This is a genomic window from Alkalihalobacillus deserti, assembly GCF_020734105.1.
Taxonomy (GTDB): domain Bacteria; phylum Bacillota; class Bacilli; order Bacillales; family Bacillaceae_D; genus Halalkalibacter; species Halalkalibacter deserti.
Genome location: NZ_JAJAFR010000001.1, coordinates 689,506 through 707,654, shown reverse-complemented (window position 1 = coordinate 707,654; position 18,149 = coordinate 689,506). Strand labels below are relative to the sequence as shown.

At 36.6% G+C, this 18,149-nt stretch carries 19 protein-coding genes; 3 read left to right on the top strand and 16 right to left on the bottom strand.

What is annotated here, in order from left to right; genetic code table 11:
- Positions 1 to 16: 16 nt before the first annotated feature.
- From LDX58_RS03510 to LDX58_RS03500, 3 genes are all read right to left on the bottom strand, one after another.
- Positions 17 to 808, bottom strand: coding sequence for a dioxygenase family protein (locus LDX58_RS03510; protein ID WP_227935441.1), 792 nt, complete (start codon positions 806 to 808; stop codon positions 17 to 19).
- 38 nt (positions 809 to 846) lie between these two features.
- Positions 847 to 1,488 (bottom strand): alpha/beta hydrolase, encoded by a 642-nt coding sequence (locus LDX58_RS03505; RefSeq protein ID WP_227935440.1) that lies wholly within the window; start codon positions 1,486 to 1,488, stop codon positions 847 to 849.
- 628 nt (positions 1,489 to 2,116) lie between these two features.
- Positions 2,117 to 3,049 (bottom strand): ketopantoate reductase family protein, encoded by a 933-nt coding sequence (locus LDX58_RS03500; protein WP_227935439.1) that lies wholly within the window; start codon positions 3,047 to 3,049, stop codon positions 2,117 to 2,119.
- Between the two features lie 489 nt (positions 3,050 to 3,538).
- Between LDX58_RS03500 and LDX58_RS03495 the strand changes: the two genes are divergently transcribed.
- A complete protein-coding gene (locus LDX58_RS03495; protein WP_227935438.1) occupies positions 3,539 to 3,832 on the top strand; it encodes a hypothetical protein in 294 nt (97 codons plus the stop codon).
- Positions 3,833 to 3,941: 109 nt separating this feature from the next.
- Here the strand turns inward: LDX58_RS03495 and LDX58_RS03490 are convergent, their stop codons facing one another.
- The 3 genes from LDX58_RS03490 to LDX58_RS03480 form a co-directional block, all read right to left on the bottom strand.
- Entirely contained in the window at positions 3,942 to 4,502 is a 561-nt protein-coding gene (locus tag LDX58_RS03490) for a general stress protein (protein WP_227935437.1), read from the bottom strand.
- A gap of 263 nt (positions 4,503 to 4,765) precedes the next feature.
- Entirely contained in the window at positions 4,766 to 5,050 is a 285-nt protein-coding gene (locus tag LDX58_RS03485; RefSeq protein WP_227935436.1) for a hypothetical protein, read from the bottom strand.
- Between the two features lie 241 nt (positions 5,051 to 5,291).
- On the bottom strand, positions 5,292 to 5,735 hold the full coding sequence (locus tag LDX58_RS03480) for a HEAT repeat domain-containing protein (protein WP_372459076.1): 444 nt from the start codon (positions 5,733 to 5,735) through the stop codon (positions 5,292 to 5,294).
- A 253-nt stretch (positions 5,736 to 5,988) separates the two neighbouring features.
- On the opposite strand from LDX58_RS03480, the gene LDX58_RS03475 reads away from it, so the two are divergent.
- Entirely contained in the window at positions 5,989 to 7,401 is a 1,413-nt protein-coding gene (locus tag LDX58_RS03475; RefSeq protein WP_227935434.1) for a class II fumarate hydratase, read from the top strand.
- A gap of 185 nt (positions 7,402 to 7,586) precedes the next feature.
- Here LDX58_RS03475 and LDX58_RS03470 read toward each other — a convergent pair whose 3' ends face one another.
- Entirely contained in the window at positions 7,587 to 8,669 is a 1,083-nt protein-coding gene (locus LDX58_RS03470; RefSeq protein ID WP_372459075.1) for a PQQ-dependent sugar dehydrogenase, read from the bottom strand.
- Positions 8,670 to 9,092: 423 nt separating this feature from the next.
- Positions 9,093 to 9,830, bottom strand: a complete 738-nt coding sequence (locus tag LDX58_RS03465; RefSeq protein ID WP_227935432.1) for a ZIP family metal transporter — start codon at positions 9,828 to 9,830, stop codon at positions 9,093 to 9,095.
- 549 nt (positions 9,831 to 10,379) lie between these two features.
- Between LDX58_RS03465 and LDX58_RS25790 the strand changes: the two genes are divergently transcribed.
- On the top strand, positions 10,380 to 10,505 hold the full coding sequence (locus LDX58_RS25790) for a hypothetical protein (protein ID WP_265416527.1): 126 nt from the start codon (positions 10,380 to 10,382) through the stop codon (positions 10,503 to 10,505).
- Positions 10,506 to 10,621: 116 nt separating this feature from the next.
- Here the strand turns inward: LDX58_RS25790 and LDX58_RS03460 are convergent, their stop codons facing one another.
- The 8 genes from LDX58_RS03460 to tenA all read right to left on the bottom strand — a co-directional run bounded on the left by LDX58_RS03460 (position 10,622) and on the right by tenA (position 18,013).
- On the bottom strand, positions 10,622 to 11,833 hold the full coding sequence (locus LDX58_RS03460) for an MFS transporter (RefSeq protein WP_227935431.1): 1,212 nt from the start codon (positions 11,831 to 11,833) through the stop codon (positions 10,622 to 10,624).
- Entirely contained in the window at positions 11,826 to 12,311 is a 486-nt protein-coding gene (locus LDX58_RS03455; RefSeq protein WP_227935430.1) for a MarR family winged helix-turn-helix transcriptional regulator, read from the bottom strand. Before LDX58_RS03455 ends, LDX58_RS03460 begins: the two co-directional genes overlap by 8 nt.
- 563 nt (positions 12,312 to 12,874) lie before the next feature.
- Complete coding sequence (locus LDX58_RS03450) at positions 12,875 to 13,252, bottom strand: YmaF family protein (protein WP_227935429.1); 378 nt, start codon at positions 13,250 to 13,252, stop codon at positions 12,875 to 12,877.
- Positions 13,253 to 13,362: 110 nt separating this feature from the next.
- Complete coding sequence (locus LDX58_RS03445) at positions 13,363 to 13,452, bottom strand: YjcZ family sporulation protein (protein WP_227935428.1); 90 nt, start codon at positions 13,450 to 13,452, stop codon at positions 13,363 to 13,365.
- Positions 13,453 to 14,196: 744 nt separating this feature from the next.
- Positions 14,197 to 14,976, bottom strand: coding sequence for an energy-coupling factor transporter transmembrane component T family protein (locus tag LDX58_RS03440; RefSeq protein ID WP_227935427.1), 780 nt, complete (start codon positions 14,974 to 14,976; stop codon positions 14,197 to 14,199).
- Positions 14,970 to 16,658, bottom strand: a complete 1,689-nt coding sequence (locus tag LDX58_RS03435; RefSeq protein ID WP_227935426.1) for an ABC transporter ATP-binding protein — start codon at positions 16,656 to 16,658, stop codon at positions 14,970 to 14,972. Before LDX58_RS03435 ends, LDX58_RS03440 begins: the two co-directional genes overlap by 7 nt.
- Positions 16,645 to 17,247 carry an ECF transporter S component gene (locus LDX58_RS03430; RefSeq protein WP_227935425.1) on the bottom strand — a complete coding sequence of 201 codons (603 nt, stop codon included), beginning with the start codon at positions 17,245 to 17,247 and terminating at the stop codon, positions 16,645 to 16,647. Before LDX58_RS03430 ends, LDX58_RS03435 begins: the two co-directional genes overlap by 14 nt.
- 79 nt (positions 17,248 to 17,326) lie before the next feature.
- The gene (tenA, locus tag LDX58_RS03425; protein WP_227935424.1) at positions 17,327 to 18,013 is read right to left on the bottom strand and encodes a thiaminase II; all 687 of its coding nucleotides are present in this window, start codon (positions 18,011 to 18,013) and stop codon (positions 17,327 to 17,329) included.
- Positions 18,014 to 18,149 lie beyond the last annotated feature (136 nt).

Below are 18,149 nucleotides of genomic sequence, written 5' to 3'. Positions count from 1 at the left end.
CAAGTTAATTTAAAATTTATTTTGAATCTCCAAATTGCCACACACTATGACTAAGGTTTCCGTATCGATAACTGCGATGTAATAATTTTGCACTTCTATCGTGATCTGCTGCACCCATAGCATAAAAAAGTGGAACAAAGTGTTCATTTCCATGTGGCGGTACCGCATATTGAGCGGCCGGAGCAAATGAGTTGTACTGGAATAATGATTCGATATCCCAATTATTTATATGTCGTTCTATCCACTCATCAAAATCAAGTGCCCATTGGTCGATCGTTCCATCATCACTACCCATTCTTAAGACCCCAAGATTATGAACCGTTCCACCACTCCCAATAATCAAAATGTCCTTTTCTCTAAATTGTGATAAAGACTTTCCAATTTTATATTGTTCCTCTGGTGTGAGGTGAGGGTTTACAGACATTGAAATGACCGGAATATCGGCACTAGGATAAAGCATTTTAAGAACTACCCAAGCCCCATGATCTAAGCCACGTGTTTTATCAACTTCAAAAGGTACACCCTCTGTAGTGAACAATTCTACAATTTCCTTTGTAACTGTCTCGTTACCTTTTGCTGGATATTTAATACGATATAAAGCTTCTGGAAATCCACCAAAATCATAGATGGTTTCAAACTTATCAACATCACTCACTTTTTGAGTAGATGACTCCCAGTGTGCTGAAAACAAAACAATCGCTTTTGGCTTCGGCAATAAAGTACCTAATGATTGTAAAAACTGAGTGTAGTCATTATCCTCAAGTGCTAATAGTGGTGCTCCGTGAGCAACAAACAAAGATGGCAGCATAATTATTCCTCCTTCAATAAAGTTCCTTTTCTTTATTATTATTTCTTTAAATTATCAACTAGCCACTTCGTAAAATCCTGTTGATTCTTTAATGAAACAGTATGTCCTTCTGGATAAGCTTGAAAGGTTACTTGAGCACCTAACCCTTGAAAATACTCATGACTTTCTACTCCCCACTCATAAGGTAGGATGTTGTCAAGTTCGCCGTGAGAAATAAACAATGAAACCTGATCAACAGATTTTATATCATATTCTTCCTTGACGAATCTAGGAATATATCCACTGAGAGCTACAATTCCTTTGATTCGATTTCCCAATGTTAACCCAAGCGTCATAGATACAATCGCACCTTGACTAAAGCCAAGTAAATACAAATGGCCGTGATCTAATGGATATTGTTCAGTTGCATAATCGATAAAGCTAGTAAGCTGACTTATTCCATGATCAAATACTTCTTTGTGTGGTTTTCCATAACCTTGAATCGTAAAATAGGCAAAACCCGGGGGTTGAGATAAATGACCACGAACACTAAAAATATAAAAATCTTCTAACCCATCAACTAGCGCCAGCATATTTTGTTCATTACTACCAATTCCATGCATAACAAAGATGGCAGGATAGGTTTTATCGGGCTCAATATTAGTTGGTTTACGAAGTTCATAAATCATCGGTGAATTCAAATCGAATCATCCCTTCTTATTCGTTTTTCTCAAGAAGCTAATCATAGTTCAATCCATTTATAGAGAGATAAAATATCTCTATTAAGAAACACCCAAATAAAAATGATCACTCCGTTGTTTCTCTATATGAATCTTTGTAATTTATAAGATAACAAATAAAGTTGTATAATGTCAATAGTTTTTTCACTATTATATAAAAATGTTTCCTATAAGAAAACATTGAGAGTCACTTCTTTTTCTTGCCTTCTTTAATTAATTGCTGTTTAATTTAAGCGAAATCCTCCCTATTCTCTCCTGTATTTAATCTAAATATCCTTTTGTCTTGACAAGTAATTTTAAACATTCTCGTACTAAATACTTTTATAAAAAAGAGAACAAATACAGTTTGTCCTTTCTCTAGAAATATCGGCTAGAGAGTCGATGCCGTAGTTTTCCACTTCTAAATACCTCTTCAGCGATATATCACATATGTATGCTGCTGATTTTTAAAAATAAAACATTCTTGATGCGCTCAATTAAATAAAGATTCAAGAAATTTTATTCTATCCCTATGATCATGTCCATAGATAACAAAAAGACGCTCACCTATTAATGGTTAGCGCCCAATTGTTGCAGATCTTAACTATTTCTAAAGACAATCCGGTTTACCGTTTTCATACGGTTTAAGTATTCCATATAGCGTTTCAATAACAGGAACCATCACATCGTGTTTAGTTGCCAAACGCAGCGCTCCCCCATGTAAATGCTCGACTTCTATAGGGAGCCCTTTTCTCATATCCTGATGCATGGACGATGTCGCTCCTTTTTTGAAACCTTTTAATCTGTTTGCCATCGATTCCACTTCATACTCTGTTAAAGCAATGCCCTCTTTCGCAGCTAGTGTATTCATTTCAAAGATTACCTTTTTAGCAACTACATACGAAGCCTCCGAACTCGCTATAAAACCTGCTGGTAGCTGCATCGCTGAAGTTATCCCAGAAAATGACGTAATAAATATGTATTTTTTCCACATATGCTTTAAAATATTTTCTTCTCTTAGTAAATTCGTTTTGACATGACTATTTATCTCTTCTAATTGCTCACATATATCCGCCTGTTCGTTATCAAGAGCCCCAAATTTCATGGCACTATTTGCGCTAGTATGCTCTACGTGGCCTTGTTCATTTAATGTAGCTATGATAGAGGCAAATCCTCCTATCACTTTTTCTTTTCCAATGACTTGCTGTAGTCTTTCCAAATGCTCGACGCCATTTAACAATGGCAGCACAAACGCTCCCGTCTGTTGAACGATCGTTTGAACTTGCGGTATGACTTGGTCAAGATGATAACCTTTAACAGTCAGTATCACTAAATCTATATTTTTCACTTGTTCAGGTGATGTATAAACCGCTACCTCTTTTCTTGCAAAATTTCCTTCAGGACTGATTATTTTCAAACCTTCTTTTGTCAGTTGAGCAGCGCGTTTTTCTCTCACAAAAAACGAAACGTTTAAACCTGCTTCTAACATCCTTCCACCAAAATATGCTCCTAAAGCTCCTGCACCTTGTACCAAAATATTCATAATTGGACTACCTCCGTTATATCTTTCCTACTCATTTTATTGTATTGAATTTACAAATTGTTATAATGTCCTCTTATCAGTATAAAATACTTAAAAGACAATAGGTAAACATTATTATACTGGTGCAGATCATAATAGTAAAAGACGCACTCTCTTTTAGAGAAATACGCCTGTTGTTGAACAATGTTTTAGTTTACCACTAACCTCAATAAAGTAACCGTTCGTGTAAAAAATTTAACTATATTATAGAAGATAGTAGCAACTAATTCTCCATTCACAAATTCATATAGTTAGGAATTCTCTCAACCTATACATAATCTAATGTAGGTTCTAGTTTATTAAATGGGTTACCTTCCTTGGTCTAGAAGTAATAACTAATTATTCCTGAAAAAAGAGTGAATCTCAGCATTAAAATAGGCACACCTCCTAGTTAATGCGAACATAGGCTGTTGTGTATTCATCAAGTTAAAACAGGGAGCTGAATTTAAAATGCATAATTATCAATCGTCATTTAATCCTCATCATTTAGATCAAGGTCAAAATCCTTATCATCATCAACAACAATATCTCAATCCTCAACCACAACAACAGATAAAACATCATATATTATCAACGGTAGAACCGATTGTTCAATACGGTCTTAAAGAAGCTCAATTTACTTCACATCTACACGCCATGAGGGAAGTAGCAGCGATCAGTTATTTAATTGGAAGAGGTTATGACCCTCAAGCAGCTCACCAGATTGTTGAATCTTGGGAAGTTAATGAGGTATTTTATCGTTAAAGAATAGAACAGAAAAAATGTGCCTGTTACTTGTTGGATTCGACAAGTAACAGGCATCAACTTCAAGACATTACCCTGCTTTTGTTATTTTACACTCTAAAAATTTATTTTACCCGTTATTAACCCGCACATGTTCAGGATATGTATGAGTATTTAATGAGTTGTTGTTTGAGAAATGACCATATAATTTATCTTCTCGTTCTCCATCCGCTTCCACTAATACAACAATATGGCCTTTGTTTAGATAGTCTTCATACTCTTTTGCGTGTTCTTTTGGAATTCCCGCACCTGTAAGAACCCCGATGAGTCCACCACCTCCAGCACCAATAGCTGCACCGCTTAATGCAGTCGCTAGTGGTCCAGCGGCCGCAAGAACACCAATCCCAGGGATAGCTAATAGTCCGATTTCGGCAATGATTCCTGTAATACCGCCGAGAACGCCGCCTGTCCCAGCACCGATACCTAAACCTTTTCCTGCATTCTTACCTCGTCCACTATCTTTTACAGTAACTTCACTTCTTGTTTTATTTTCAATACCTTTTACATCATCACTATCTTTTGCGAAAACCGAGATCTCTTCCTTTTTATAGCCCATATCATGAAGACCTTCAATTGCTTGAACTGCTTCTTCTGGGTTTCTAAATACTCCACCGATAACTGTTTTTCTCATATATTATCCTCCTCTAAATTTTGATTACACTGAACGGATTCCCAGTAAAGCATGAAGATAAACATAAGATTTTTTAGGGTGATACATGAAGAGCGCTAGAAGTTGAGAAGATCCCTTGCATGGAGGAAGGGACGTAGTAGGATCTTTTCGATGAGGTTGTAGAGTTGCTTTTGAAAAAAGGCCTTAAAAAAAGTGGTCCCAGTGCTTTAAAGCACTGGGACCACAATACTATTGCAAACACCTTGTTCAAACTCTATTTTTAGTTAATAAGCACGATTAAATAGTTCAGGGTAGTCCTTTTCAATTATATCTTTCATCGACTCTATTGCTAGATTTTCAATAGGATATGCTTTCACTTTTTGTAATGTTGAGAATGTATCACCTTTCAAGATATTGATCGCCTTTTCAATAATGCTACTTTTCTCGAGTAAGTAGTTATTTTTCAGTACAAAGTCCTTACTTACTGTCTCCTCGTAAATCACGTAATAATTCTCAGCAACTTCACCAGTATATATTTCCTTTGTTTCAATCAATTCATTTACTATCACACTAGTCATCCCTTTACTAAGTTTTTTTAACTACCTCAATTTTATAAGAAGAGTTTTATTGCAGATGTAATATGTATCACAATAAAAGAAATTATTTTTAAAATAAATGCTTAAAAAAGTGACTCGAAGTATCTTTAAACGCTTGTTATATTAGTGTCTTCCTAGACTAAAAAAAGTTCCTGCAAATATAATTTCCAGGAGCTTAAAAAATTAAAGTAAGACTAAAGAATCAACAAGTGTATTATTTAGTAGGTAATGTTGTCCAAGTTGCCTCTAGCCATTTATCAAAGTCAGTCCCTTTCTCTCCTTCATACGTATCATATATGTCACTTCTCATCTTTTTCACTTTTTCTTTAAAGTCTTCATATGAATGATTTTTAGGTAAACTCTTCTTAATTCTAACTAGGATTTTCTTTGTATCCTTGATTAGCTCCCCGCTCTTCCGTTCAGGCATCGTGACCTTTTCACCTAAGGCAATAAGTTTACGGTAAGCAGCCTCCTGTATCTTAAAAACTGAATCTCCCGTCATACTATGCTTTAATAATTCCACTGTCTCTCGGCTTTTCCAATGACCTAAATCTTCTATCGCATCTAAACGCTCTCTCCAATTAGATGTTCTATTAATTGATTTTTTTAATTCATTAAAATTCGCTGGTAAATCTGTTCTTGTTTCATTTTTACTCAAACTATCCATTCCCCTTCATATAGAAACTTTTATTAAATTAACCTTAACAATCATTTTACCACTACAACTTAATTCACATACTTATTTTTATTAAGTTTACCCCGTTTTCTCCTTCAAAATACTAAAAAAGTCCATCGTTCTGCTTTCTAAATTCTTTATCTACCCGTATCTATACATAGAAACCACATTATAATATCAAAACCTTGTTTATTACAAACGTCAATGGAAACAATAATAATAAGGTTTCGTACATATGTCTATGTCTATAATTGAAGGAGAGAAAGATGGAATGGATTCTTCCAACCAATATCGAATGGAAAATGACCCGTTAGGTAACATAATGGTTCCTTCATCAGCCTATTATGGTTCTCAAACTCAACGTGCAGTGGAAAACTTTCAGATAAGCGGAATTCGTTTACCACGGTCGTTTATTAAAGCGCAAGGGATTATTAAAGCTTCAGCTGCAACGGTAAATGTGGAATTAGGGAAGCTCTCCCCTGAAATGGGAAAAGCCATAATACAAGCGTCCGAAGAAGTAAGCGAAGGAAAATGGGATGAGCATTTTGTTGTTGACGTGTATCAAGCAGGAGCAGGTACATCACAGAATATGAATGCCAATGAGGTAATTGCGAATCGTGCTTCAGAAATAATGGCTGGTTCAAAGCAAATCCATCCGAATGATCATGTAAACATGTCACAATCAACAAACGACACATTTCCCTCAGCTCTAAATATGGCAGCTGCAGAAACAATTATTCAAAGGCTACTTCCCGCCTTAGCACAATTGCAACAGGAACTTCAAAAAAAAGCCGATCAGTTTATGCCTATCTTAAAATCCGGGCGTACTCATTTGCACGATGCAGTTCCGATACGATTCGGGCAAGAATTCTCAGGTTTTGCAGAAACAATCCAAGCTGTCTATTGGCAGATTGATGAGAAACTGAATGCATTGTATGAAATCGGTTTAGGTGGAAATGCGATCGGAACGAAAATCAATTTACAACCTGGTTATACGCCAAAAGTCATTCAAGAGATTTGCACTCGTACAAACCTACCTTTTCGAGAGCCTGTGAACATCTTTGCATTTATGCAAAATATGAGTGAGCCCATACGCTGTATGCTGACACTAAAAGAACTTGCGATTCATCTAATCAAAATCACCAGTGATTTGCGTCTACTCAGCTCTGGTCCGAGAACAGGCTTATCGGAAATCACTCTTCCCTCTGTTCAACCAGGTTCGACGATTATGCCAGGAAAAGTAAATCCTGCTATTTTAGAAATGACGCATATGGTGTGCTGCCAAATAATCGGTTATGAAACAGCAATCGCAACTGCTGGTATGGCAAGTCAATTGGAAATCAATGTGATGATGCCAGTAATTGCTCACACGTTTCTTCACTCAATTGAATTACTGGCAAATGCGATTCAAACTCTTGTAACAAAGTGTATTAGTGGCATTCAAGTAAATGTAGAAATATGTAAAAAGTGGATGAAAGAAAGTCTTTCTTTGGTTACCGGATTAAGTCCAATAATGGGTTACGATATGGCTTCACAGATCGGGATGAAAGCAGATGAAGAACATAAAACCATAAAGCAAATACTCCAAGAAAAAGGTTTACTAACAGCAGAAATTAATAAGGCAATTGACCCGAAAGGAATGGTTTAACTATCAATCACCAGCTATCATTGGTAAAATCAGGCGCTAATCCTTACAAGGATAGCGCCTGGTTATTAAAAAAGGAAAAACTATATATCACTTAGAATGTCACGAAAAACCTAGTCATCTATTGTTGTTGATAATCATAAAGTATAAAAATAATTCTCCAAAATAAATAGGGAATTAACACTCACCTACTTTAATAAGGAAATTTTGAATAATTTATCATCTCCTTCTCGAGGATTTCCTCGTCCATCACGATTGTTCGTTATTGTAAATAATGTATCTTTTTCTATCAGCACATCCCGCATTCTCCCCACGTTTTCAAATAAAGTATCCACTGTATGGTCAGTTAGATTAAATACTCGAATGCTTTCACCTCGTAAATTGGCCACATAGATTTTTTCATTTTTAATTGCAATTCCTGATGGAGCCCACGTGTCATCTCCTGTTTGATATAACGGAGAGACCATATTAGGAGCTTGCTGATCCCCTTCAATTATCGGCCATCCGTAATTTTTTCCAGGTTCAATCAAATTAATTTCATCACGAGCCGTTTGACCATGTTCAGAGCTATATAAATTTCCGTCATCATCCCAGGCTAGTCCTTGTGGATTGCGATGCCCAAAGGAATAAATATATGAATTTTGCAATGGATTATCTTTTGGAACTGTACCATCCAATTCCATACGCAAAATTTTCCCTGCTAAAATTTCAACATTTTGAGCCGCTTCTGGGTTCCCAGCATCACCTGCGGTAGCATACAATTTCCCATCTGGACCCATTTTGAGTCGACCACCGTTATGAATACTTCCACCAGGAATTCCCTCTAGTAAAATCATTTCTTCCTTCCACGTATTTTGATTAAGTTTAAGGACAATAATTCGGTTATAAACTTCTCCATCTTGTTTATATGTATGATAAGCAAATGCTTCACGGGAAATCTCAAAATCGTGAGAAAGAATGAAACCTAAAAATCCTCCTTCACCTTCATGCAGGACTTCCTTTGTAACTTCTACATCTTGAACTGTTTTTGAACCGCTAACACCATCAACTTTAACAATAGTTCCAGCTCGTTGACTCAAATAAAAAGTATTATCATATTTGTTTATATTCCAAGGGATATTTAAATCTGTTGCAATTACCTCATCTTGTCTTGAAAATACTTCTACTGCATCCCTTCCATTTTTCTCGGATTGATGATTATCTTCAAATGAACAAGCAGAAATAAAGAATATAAAGATTAGTGTGAAAATGAACTTTTTCAATGCTATCACCTCAATTTTGCCTTTAATGAAATAGGTTATCCATTTTTACATAGAATATAATAACAAAATATTAAATTAAATAAATCTTTTTTAATGAAAAACTTTCTAGAATGAAGTGGGCCGACTTAAAAAGCAAAAATATGACTCCAGCTTAACTTCTCCCGCCAAGCAGTCCTTTTATGAAAATCCTGCTTATTAATAAACTCAACTGATGGAACAGGATTGATGGTTGGTGATTTAGATAAAATTCCTTGTTCCAATAACCAATTCAACATTGGTTAAAAAGCTAATCGTTTCATTCTGATATTGAACGAAAGAATCCCTCTCAAGTCCAGACGCACATTGGTAGTCAGAGCTGCATAACCTCCTAAACCGTTGACACTCATAATGTACGTAAAAGTAAAATGAGAACTGGCGGGTGACCCGTTCCTGTTATCCAAAATATGTAAGAATTAAAGAAGTTAGCAAACCTAATGCTGAAATATATCCAACAATAGGCCCCCCTTCTTCAAAAGCTTCTGGTAACATGGTCGAAGACACCATTGCAAAAATTCCACCTGCTGCAAATGCTCCAATTGCTGTTATTAGTAAGGTGGAAGAAGAGTCAATTAAAAGAAAACCTAAAAGCGAACTTACTGAGGATAGCATCATAACCATTAACCAAAGGAATAAGATTTTTCCTTTATGATATCCATCCTTTTTTAAGCCAATACTACTGGACATAGCTTCTGGAAAGTTACTTATAAAAATGGCAATCACAATGACCCAGCTTACGGATTTACTCTCAAGTAGGCTAACACCAATAATGACTGATTCTGGAATAGCATCGATGACAGATCCTACGAATATCGCCATACCCGAATGACCTGGTGGATTCCCTTTTGACCGTTTTCGTTCTTTGGCCCCCTTTTTACTAATAAAAAGCTCAATCATAATAAATAAAGTTGATCCTAACAGAAAGCCGATAGATGGATAGAGGATCCCTCCTTCTTTAATAGCATCCGACAATAACTCAAAGGTAGCAGCTCCAATGAGAACTCCCGTACCGAATGCCATGACGAAGGCAGAAATTTTAGTAGGTATTTCCTTGTAAATTCCTAATAGTGCACCTAACACAAGTGAGGAACCTGCTATTCCTCCCCACATTGCAGCTAATAAAACAGAAGACATAACTTCTCTCCTATACTTATGGTATAGACTTACTTTGTTCAAACTTTAGAAATTATCTTCATTACAATTAAAAAAGGTTCCTGAATTGGGCTATGCAGTCTGCTAGCACTACTTCTTTTATAGGTAGTATGCCACATCACTTTCATTTGAATCTTTCAAGTAACGTTTTTAAAACCTGAATAACCATTTTCTAAGAAATAGTCTTAAGCTAAATCTGAATCTTTTAAAAATACACTTTCGAAAACCCTTACATTTGCTCTATACTTATGAAATAACATTTAATACTTTGGTACTATTTTTTTAAAAAGCGTTTGATTCTAGTTAATTTATTGACAATATCATGTATCTAACTAACTAGATCAAAAAGAAACTATGGAAATGAGAGATAATAAACGAAATAAGAGCAACTGATGATAATCTGATGTCAGTTGCTTTTTGTTATTGCTTTATTTTCGGTTATGACGTAGGCATACTATTCTAGAATGATATGAATAATATGCTGAGATTGATACAACTAGAAATAATTGAGGAATAAAAGGAGGTATTATTATGTCAGTAAATAGTTGGTTTTTTAAAGGAATGACTTGCTCTAAAGTATTTGGAGAACACACAAGTCTATCGTGCCGAAATGGCGAGGGTTTACTAAACATTAGAGTTGGATTCATGTTAAGTTAGTTAGATTGCCCCATGCTGAGAATACTAAAAAGCGCAATCCCCCTTTCAAGGTAATTGCGCTTAGCAGCTTTTATAATGACATCCTTATAAAAAAGATTATCAATTTATCTCTATTTTCATTGGTTATTGGCTTCCGGGTATTCAATTAATTCTTTTCTATTGCCTAGTATCCTCTTCTTTTGGGTAAGCCCAGTCTTAAATGTAACAACAAAAAAGGCAAGGGCTACAAGAATTATACTACTTGATAGAAACAAATACATAAAGCGAATTGTCTCATTGGAGAATAAGACACCTATTCCATCAAGAAAGAGCGGTGAAGAGAATTGTCCGAGAAATAACATGCTTGTCACAATCGCCATTGCTTGAACGGTTTGTGATTTCGGAACTTGACGTGACACTTGGTCAAACACAGTTGGCAGAATCGATCCAAACCCAAAGCCCATAAAGCCAACTCCTAATCCAATAATGAATAAGTGATTTGATATTGCGGTGATAAAAAAGCCGATCCCCATTAGTAGCAGTTGTATTGCAACAAAATAAGTTTGCAATAACCGCCTCACTTTCGCCAATAATAAACCGGCAAAAAAACCAGCTGCTGTTCCAATCGATATAACAAGTCCTGCATTTTTTGAGCTCCCAATTCCTTCTTGTTGGATAAACAAAGCCATATTAGTAGGAACCGAATAAAACGCTAAGACAATAAAAAACATCGCCGCACCATAAGCATAAAGTTTTTTAGGTAGTGGTGCCAAGGTCATGCCTGACGAACGTTGTTCAGCCTTCGTTTTAGGTAGATAGAAAAACACAATGATCGCAGCAATGATGACTAAACTATAGACGCTAAATGCCATTCTCCAACTTATTGCAGCTAGAACCCCTGACATTAAAAACAAAACAACTCCACCAAGATTATTCGCTGCACTTACTTGGCCCATTGTCGCCGTTCTCTCTTCACCATCAAAAAAGTCAGCCACAAGTGAGGTCGATATCGGCATCAGCAGACCGACACCAATCCCTAAAATAGCGCGATAGAATAAGAGAAGTTCAATCGTTGATACCAATCCCCCTCCTAATCCCCCTACTAAGTAAAAAAGCATTCCGACAAAAAGAATATGTTTCTTTGAAAAACGCCTTGTTAAATGACTAGAAACAAAGATAAAAGGGATAATCATTACAGAAGGTAATGTTAAAATAAATTTTATTGTCGTTTCACTTACATCGGGAAAGGCAAGGGCAATATCACCCAGTGCAGGTGAAATTGCAGCCCCTGCCATCACCGTTAATAGCGAAACAGATAGAATCGCCATTTTCAAAAGAATTTTATTCATCTAAACCCAACTTTCTATTTGGCCCTTCATAAATCCCATTAATTTTTAAATTTTTCGACGCGATTTTTTTAAGAACACGTTTTGTTGTCGCAACATCTTCATCTGCTATTCCTTCTGTTGCCTTCACTAACGTTGTTTGGACAAGGTCCATTAACTTCTCTTGCTGTTCCTTCCCGATTTCCGTTAAGTAAATCCGTTTACAGCGTGCATCAACAGAATCTTTTTTTCTATAAATAAGCTCTCGATTCAACATATTCTGTATAAGTCGAGACATACTCGCTTGATCTTTTCCTGTGCGTTCGGCAAGTTCAAGTTGAGTAAGTCCGTCTTGGTTCCATAATAGCACCAAAATCGCCCAATGTTCGGGGGTTACATTGTAGCCATGCTCAGAAAAGGTTCGTTGTACACTATTTGATAAAGAACGGCCCGCCATAGCAACAAGAAACCCAAGTGAATCTTCTAACCGATATTCCAACATCGACTCTCTCCCTTTTTATTCTATCTTATAATCAAATTACTTGTCTATGCAAGTAATTTGTTTTACTACTATTATCCATTGGGTTTTCACTTTTAACAACGAGTAGTAAAAAAAGTTCCAGACCCCCAGAACTTTAAAGCACTGGGGGTCTGGAACTTAATCCCGAATAATTCACTAGACATACCTTGATAATTTTGTTTAAGAGCCTGCTCAAAAAGGTACTCTAAAAGACTTGCAATGGCTCCGTTCGCTACTTGCTTCTTAGTCTGTTCAAAAAGGGAAAAAACCTCCCTTTACAGCTCTTTAATCAATAATCAGAAAAAGGTTATCCTTTTCGTTTCTTATAAAGAAACAGCCTTACATCAAATAACTGTAGTTTTGGTGCTACCTCTTTAATACTTACTAGTGCTTATTTAAATTGTCTGTTCTTCAATAATAGCTACTGATTGTTGAAAATCAAAAGGATTAAGAAGTATAGCAGAATAACAGACACTCATTATTACTAACAATTTTCAGTTACTGACTGTTGGCTCTTAAAATCTACTACCTTCCATATTTACCCACTACACACTAGTTTTACCACTGTACCTATGAGTATGACTAATATCACCATCAACAGAAGTTACCCCACTAAATTCGTGATAATGCCCTCTATCAGGTATATGAATTGCTGGTCCGGTTACTCCCCGAATCACATGTTTGTGTCCAGCGTCAAAAGAAGTAAAAGTAAAATAATTATGAGTATGCTGTACCCCACTTGGAGCAGGCTCCGTTTTTCCTGCGTAATGATGATTATGCCCAACATCAAACGATGTTTCACCTCTAAAGTGATGGATATGAACTGGTTTACCATCCCATGTTGTGATATACATATTATGAGAATGAAGAGGATCATCACTACTGGAATGATACATAAATCCAGTTACAGGTACATTAGACATAATAAAACCACCCTTTCTTATTTGATATATATGATTCAAAAGCTAAAAAGTGAAAATTAATGTTAAAAAAAGAGCCAACAGATAATTCTGATTGACTCTTTTCGGTACTCTTAGTAAGGACTTACAAATGCTGTTCCAACGATGATTAACAAGATGAACAACACAACGATTAACGCGAATCCGCCTGTACCTGCACTCATTAATAACAACTCCTTTCTATATTTGTGAAGTTTCCCTCCACATTACAGACTATGTTTATAAATTTCTTTTGATTGGGTACGGCCCTTTAATTGAAATGTGGAAATGCTTTTTGTTTACTGCGTATGATTACTCAATAGTAACTAGTTTTCTTCAAACCGTTAATTCTGACTTTTTTGAGCAAATAGTTACATATATTAAAGTTCCACATTAACCTTCTGAACTTTGTCCTTTACACTTTCTTTTCTATTTCTCTTAATCCACTTTGAGCACATAAAGTTAAAGTAGTAACAATTGATCCATGAAATTCTCCTTGACTTAACCAAAAAGCAGAACCAATTGCTGTAATTCGATGATGACAGGCGGACTAGATGATTGTACATTTCTGGAATTCTGTTTAAGTTTCTTGTTTCAGGAATAGGAAAAAAGAGACTTTGATTTAAAAGAGTTAAAAATAACAATCAGGTGCACCCCTTCTTGAAGGATTGCGTCTGATTGTTGAGGACCATTGCTTAAACATTAACAAGATAAGCATCCGTTTACTTTCATTAATTTCAAATAAGCAAAATGACTATTTTGGTTTCTTTTGCAGAAATCATTTTCTTTTTCTCGTTCTCAATATTATCTTATTAATTCAGTTAATTGTCCCTTAAATCGAAACATACAAAAGTAAGCGTCTCTAGTAATATCAATTGCTAGAGACGCTGAATAATATTTTAGTGGTGATTGATCAACTTCTAAAAACGTTAAATAAAATACGTGTTTCTTAGCACAATCATTCCACTATACAAAACAACTAATGCAATACCAAAAATCAAATCATACTTACTCCACGGAACTCTATGATAATAGCTGCGCTGCCGATCGCCATCAAAACCTTTTGATTCCATTGCAATAGCCACTCTTTCTGCTTTTCGTATCGCACTAGCTAAAAGAGGGATAATGTAACGCTTTGTCTCCTTTACTCGTCCCTTGATACCTCTTGCTTCTCCTAATCCACGAATTCGATGGGCCGCCCGAACCTGTGTTAACTCTTGTCTGAACAAGGGCAGAAACCGATAAGCAGCCATCATGCCATAGCCAAAACGAGGCGGCAGCTTACAATGCTGAACGAGACTTAACATAAACTTAGTAGGCTCAGTTGTGAGGACAAATAAAAGGGACCATGACGCAAATACGAACGAGCGAAGTCCTAATGAAAGTCCGACCAATACATTTTCTAAAGCAACTGGCATACTTCCAATGTTAAAAAGAATTGTTTCCCCACGCTCATCAGGAAAAACGACACTAATCCAGATAAAGCTAAAGGCAAATAAACTAAATGGGAGAAGAATCATCAATAGAAAGCGGAAAGAAACACCTCCCAAAAGCGTGATCGCCGTTATCGTTAACGTTAGTAAAACCAATGGAGTCCAAGGGTCAAAGATCGGAATCATAAAGATAATGACGATGAACATACTAACGAGCTTCATCGTTGGATTCACTCGTTGCAAAAAATATTCGCCCTTTTGATAATGTTCTAGCATAACAGCTTTGCCTCCTCATATACCTTGACCCATTGTTGCAGGGAATAGGAAATCGGGGTGCGAATGGAGGTTTTCACAAGTAATTCTGTTTCTTCAAAGAACGGAAGCACATCGCCTTGATACACAACTTTTCCCTCATGTAAAAGCAAGATCTTATTGGCATACTTCGCAACCAATTCCATATCGTGTGTAATCATCATGATCGTTTTTCCATTTTGGTTAAGTTCTGTTAATAAATTCATTAATGCTTCTGTATTAACATAATCCTGACCGAACGTCGGTTCATCTAAGATAAGAAGCTTTTGATCATTCGTTAGCATCGTAGCCACTGACAGACGGCGCTTTTGTCCTTGACTTAATGAAAATGGATTAGACGCCCGTTGTTCAACTAGATGAAATTGCTCCAGAAGTTTATTCACACGTGGCTGCCACTCTTCCTTTGTCAAACCAAGAATTTTCAGTCCATATGCGAGCTCCTCTTCAACAGTATCACAAACAAATTGATGCTCAGGGTTTTGAAAAACAAATCCAACCTTCTGCATGAGTTCATGTACCTTTAACTCTTGTAAAGAAACGTCATCAAAATAAATGTCACCTTTCCGAGGTTTTAAAAGCCCGATCAAAATTTGAGCGAGCGTACTTTTCCCTGTTCCATTCGGACCTAAAACGGCAACAAAATCACCAGATTGAATGGAAAAATCAATATCCTTTAAAACGTGATGATTTTTATATGAATACGATACATGATCTACGTGTAAGATCGATGAACGAGGATTGACGTTAGGACTAACTGCCGCTGCCTCTTTTTCTTCAATTATCGCCTCTGGTAAAGTAAGCCTTCTTTTTTCAAATTCACATTCCCATTCTTTCTTTGAAAGCGGGAATGTTTCCCATTGCAGTCCCTTTTGTTCTAAAGATTTGGCATAGGCACAAATTTTCGGGACCCAAATTCCTTGTTCTGTGAGCTCATTGAAAGAGTGATTAAAAATAGTACGCGGTGTATCATCGGCTATAATCTCTCCCGTTTTTCCTAGAACAATCACCCGCTCCAAATAAGGTAATAACTGATCAAGTTTGTGCTCAATAAAAATCAATGTTTTATTTAATTCAGAGGATAGCTTTATCATTAGATCAAAGATTTCTTCCGTACTAGCAGGGTCTAGATTCGCTGTTGGTTCATCTAAAATGAAAACCTCAGGATCCATCGCAATCAAGCAGGCAAGCCCTAGCTTTTGTTTCATCCCACCTGAGAGCTCTCTTATCTGAGCCTTCTTCCAGTCTATCAACCCTACTAATTGCAAGCTTCTTTCTAATCTCACGTCCATTTCTTCTTTTGAAAGATGAAGGTTTTCTAAGCCAAAAAGAATTTCATCTTCAACAGATAACATACAAAATTGCGTATCCGGATCTTGAAAAAGAATACCGATATGGTTACATATTTCACTGAAGCTTAAACTGATTGGATCCTTACCATCAATAGCTACAGTTCCACTCACCTCAGCTTCCATCGATTTCGGAATAATCCCATTGAGTGCAAGAGCAAGCGTACTTTTCCCTCCGCCACTCGGTCCAAGAATCAGTACAGTTTCCCCTTTCTCAATATCCAAGTTAACCCCTTTCAGCACATCTTTGTTCTGAAAGGGGTAACGGACGGTTAAATCATCAATTTTAAGATACTGCATCATGGTCAATCCTTTTTTTCCGTTCCACTTTTCCTAACGCAAAATTATCCAAAACTCCTGTTCTACATAACGCATCCGCAATGCTCTTGCTGCCCCATCCTGCTAATAAAGCCCCGCTAATAAGCATCGTCACAAACATAAGTCCAGTCACAATCGAAGAGTACTGGCTATACCCATATAGGAAGTAAAGAGTGATAAAGTTAGCAATAATTCCAAACATTCCACTTAGCATTAACACAGGTAGACGATAGCTTCGATATAAAAAGAGTGCTAAAGCAAGCTCCGCCCCAAGGCCTTGAGTGAAACCGAGAATGAGAACCACTCCAGCATTTACCGAGCCAACAAGAATTTCCGTAACTGCTGCAATCATTTCCGCACTTAATGCGACACCTGGCTTTCGAATAATGTAGGCACAAACAATTGGGGCCATAATCCAAAACCCCGAAATCAATCCTCTCCCGACTGGACCAAAAACACCTTCAACAAATTGACCAAAGAAAATCCAAACAAGATATAATATCCCAAAAACAACCGAAATTGACGACATCACAACAATTTCTCTTAAATTTAACGCCTTCGAATTTTTCATCGTCATCCACCTTTTTTTATGTAATAGTTGTTCAAAGAGAGTTCTTAGAATATCCCCCTTTGAACAACGATCTATGAATTTATACAGTCGTACTATCTTTTTGAACAGGCCATTCTTCTAACTTATACGGCATATCAAAGAACATATATTCAAGCTGGCAACTTAACACAAAGTGTTCTTTCATTCTTCTCTTTTCTTCTTCTGGAGCCTGTTCAGCTAATTCATCAAGCTTCGTTAGGTAGGCATTCATTCTCGGTTCCTCTTGTGCACCGTAAAATGAAATCCACTCGTAGAACGGATGGTTTGGTTCAGGCTTGTATTCCTTCATAATCCGTTCTCCGATATACAAGTAAATCCATGGGCAAGGTAGGGATACAGCAATTATTTCCCCAAGCGTTCCTGCTTGAGCAACGTTAAGCATATGGCTAATATAGTGTTGAGCTGTTGGTGCTAGTGGATACCCTTGCAAGTCCTCATACTCTACACCTGCGACTTCGCAAAAATTACGATGCGGATGAATTTCACTATTCAAAATAAAACCAATACTCGTATTAAACATTTCCATGTCTTCACGATTTGTGCATTTGGCCATACCCAAAGCTTTCGTCTGGATCATCGCGTTTAAATATTCATAGTCTTGTTTCACATAGTGAATCAGCTGTTCTTTTTCAACCTTCCCCTCTGCAACTCCCTTAATAAATGGATGGTTGAAACACGCCTCAAAAATGTGATTGGCTTCTTTACGTAATTGCTCTGAAAAACTCATGAAAACACCCTCCTATTTTTTATAAGACTCCTCCTATTTCGAACAAAAAAAGGCCGCCCCGGAAGTGGAGCGACCTTTTCTAAATAAACGTTGATTCGTTTCAAATTCAATGAAACTACGATTCGAATCTACGTAA

Excerpts from the sequence above, each read along its gene's own strand:
- LDX58_RS03510 (WP_227935441.1), bottom strand. The coding sequence starts at position 808 with ATGCTGCCATCTTTGTTTGTTGCTCACGGAGCACCACTATTAGCACTT.
- LDX58_RS03500 (WP_227935439.1), bottom strand. The coding sequence starts at position 3,049 with ATGAATATTTTGGTACAAGGTGCAGGAGCTTTAGGAGCATATTTTGGT.
- LDX58_RS03495 (WP_227935438.1), top strand. The coding sequence starts at position 3,539 with ATGCATAATTATCAATCGTCATTTAATCCTCATCATTTAGATCAAGGT.
- LDX58_RS03490 (WP_227935437.1), bottom strand. The coding sequence starts at position 4,502 with ATGAGAAAAACAGTTATCGGTGGAGTATTTAGAAACCCAGAAGAAGCA.
- LDX58_RS03475 (WP_227935434.1), top strand. The coding sequence starts at position 5,989 with ATGTCTATGTCTATAATTGAAGGAGAGAAAGATGGAATGGATTCTTCC.
- LDX58_RS03465 (WP_227935432.1), bottom strand. The coding sequence starts at position 9,830 with ATGTCTTCTGTTTTATTAGCTGCAATGTGGGGAGGAATAGCAGGTTCC.
- LDX58_RS25790 (WP_265416527.1), top strand. The coding sequence starts at position 10,380 with ATGTCAGTAAATAGTTGGTTTTTTAAAGGAATGACTTGCTCTAAAGTA.
- LDX58_RS03460 (WP_227935431.1), bottom strand. The coding sequence starts at position 11,833 with ATGAATAAAATTCTTTTGAAAATGGCGATTCTATCTGTTTCGCTATTA.
- LDX58_RS03455 (WP_227935430.1), bottom strand. The coding sequence starts at position 12,311 with ATGTTGGAATATCGGTTAGAAGATTCACTTGGGTTTCTTGTTGCTATG.
- LDX58_RS03450 (WP_227935429.1), bottom strand. The coding sequence starts at position 13,252 with ATGTCTAATGTACCTGTAACTGGATTTATGTATCATTCCAGTAGTGAT.
- LDX58_RS03445 (WP_227935428.1), bottom strand. The coding sequence starts at position 13,452 with ATGAGTGCAGGTACAGGCGGATTCGCGTTAATCGTTGTGTTGTTCATC.
- LDX58_RS03440 (WP_227935427.1), bottom strand. The coding sequence starts at position 14,976 with ATGCTAGAACATTATCAAAAGGGCGAATATTTTTTGCAACGAGTGAAT.
- LDX58_RS03435 (WP_227935426.1), bottom strand. The coding sequence starts at position 16,658 with ATGCAGTATCTTAAAATTGATGATTTAACCGTCCGTTACCCCTTTCAG.
- LDX58_RS03430 (WP_227935425.1), bottom strand. The coding sequence starts at position 17,247 with ATGAAAAATTCGAAGGCGTTAAATTTAAGAGAAATTGTTGTGATGTCG.
- tenA (WP_227935424.1), bottom strand. The coding sequence starts at position 18,013 with ATGAGTTTTTCAGAGCAATTACGTAAAGAAGCCAATCACATTTTTGAG.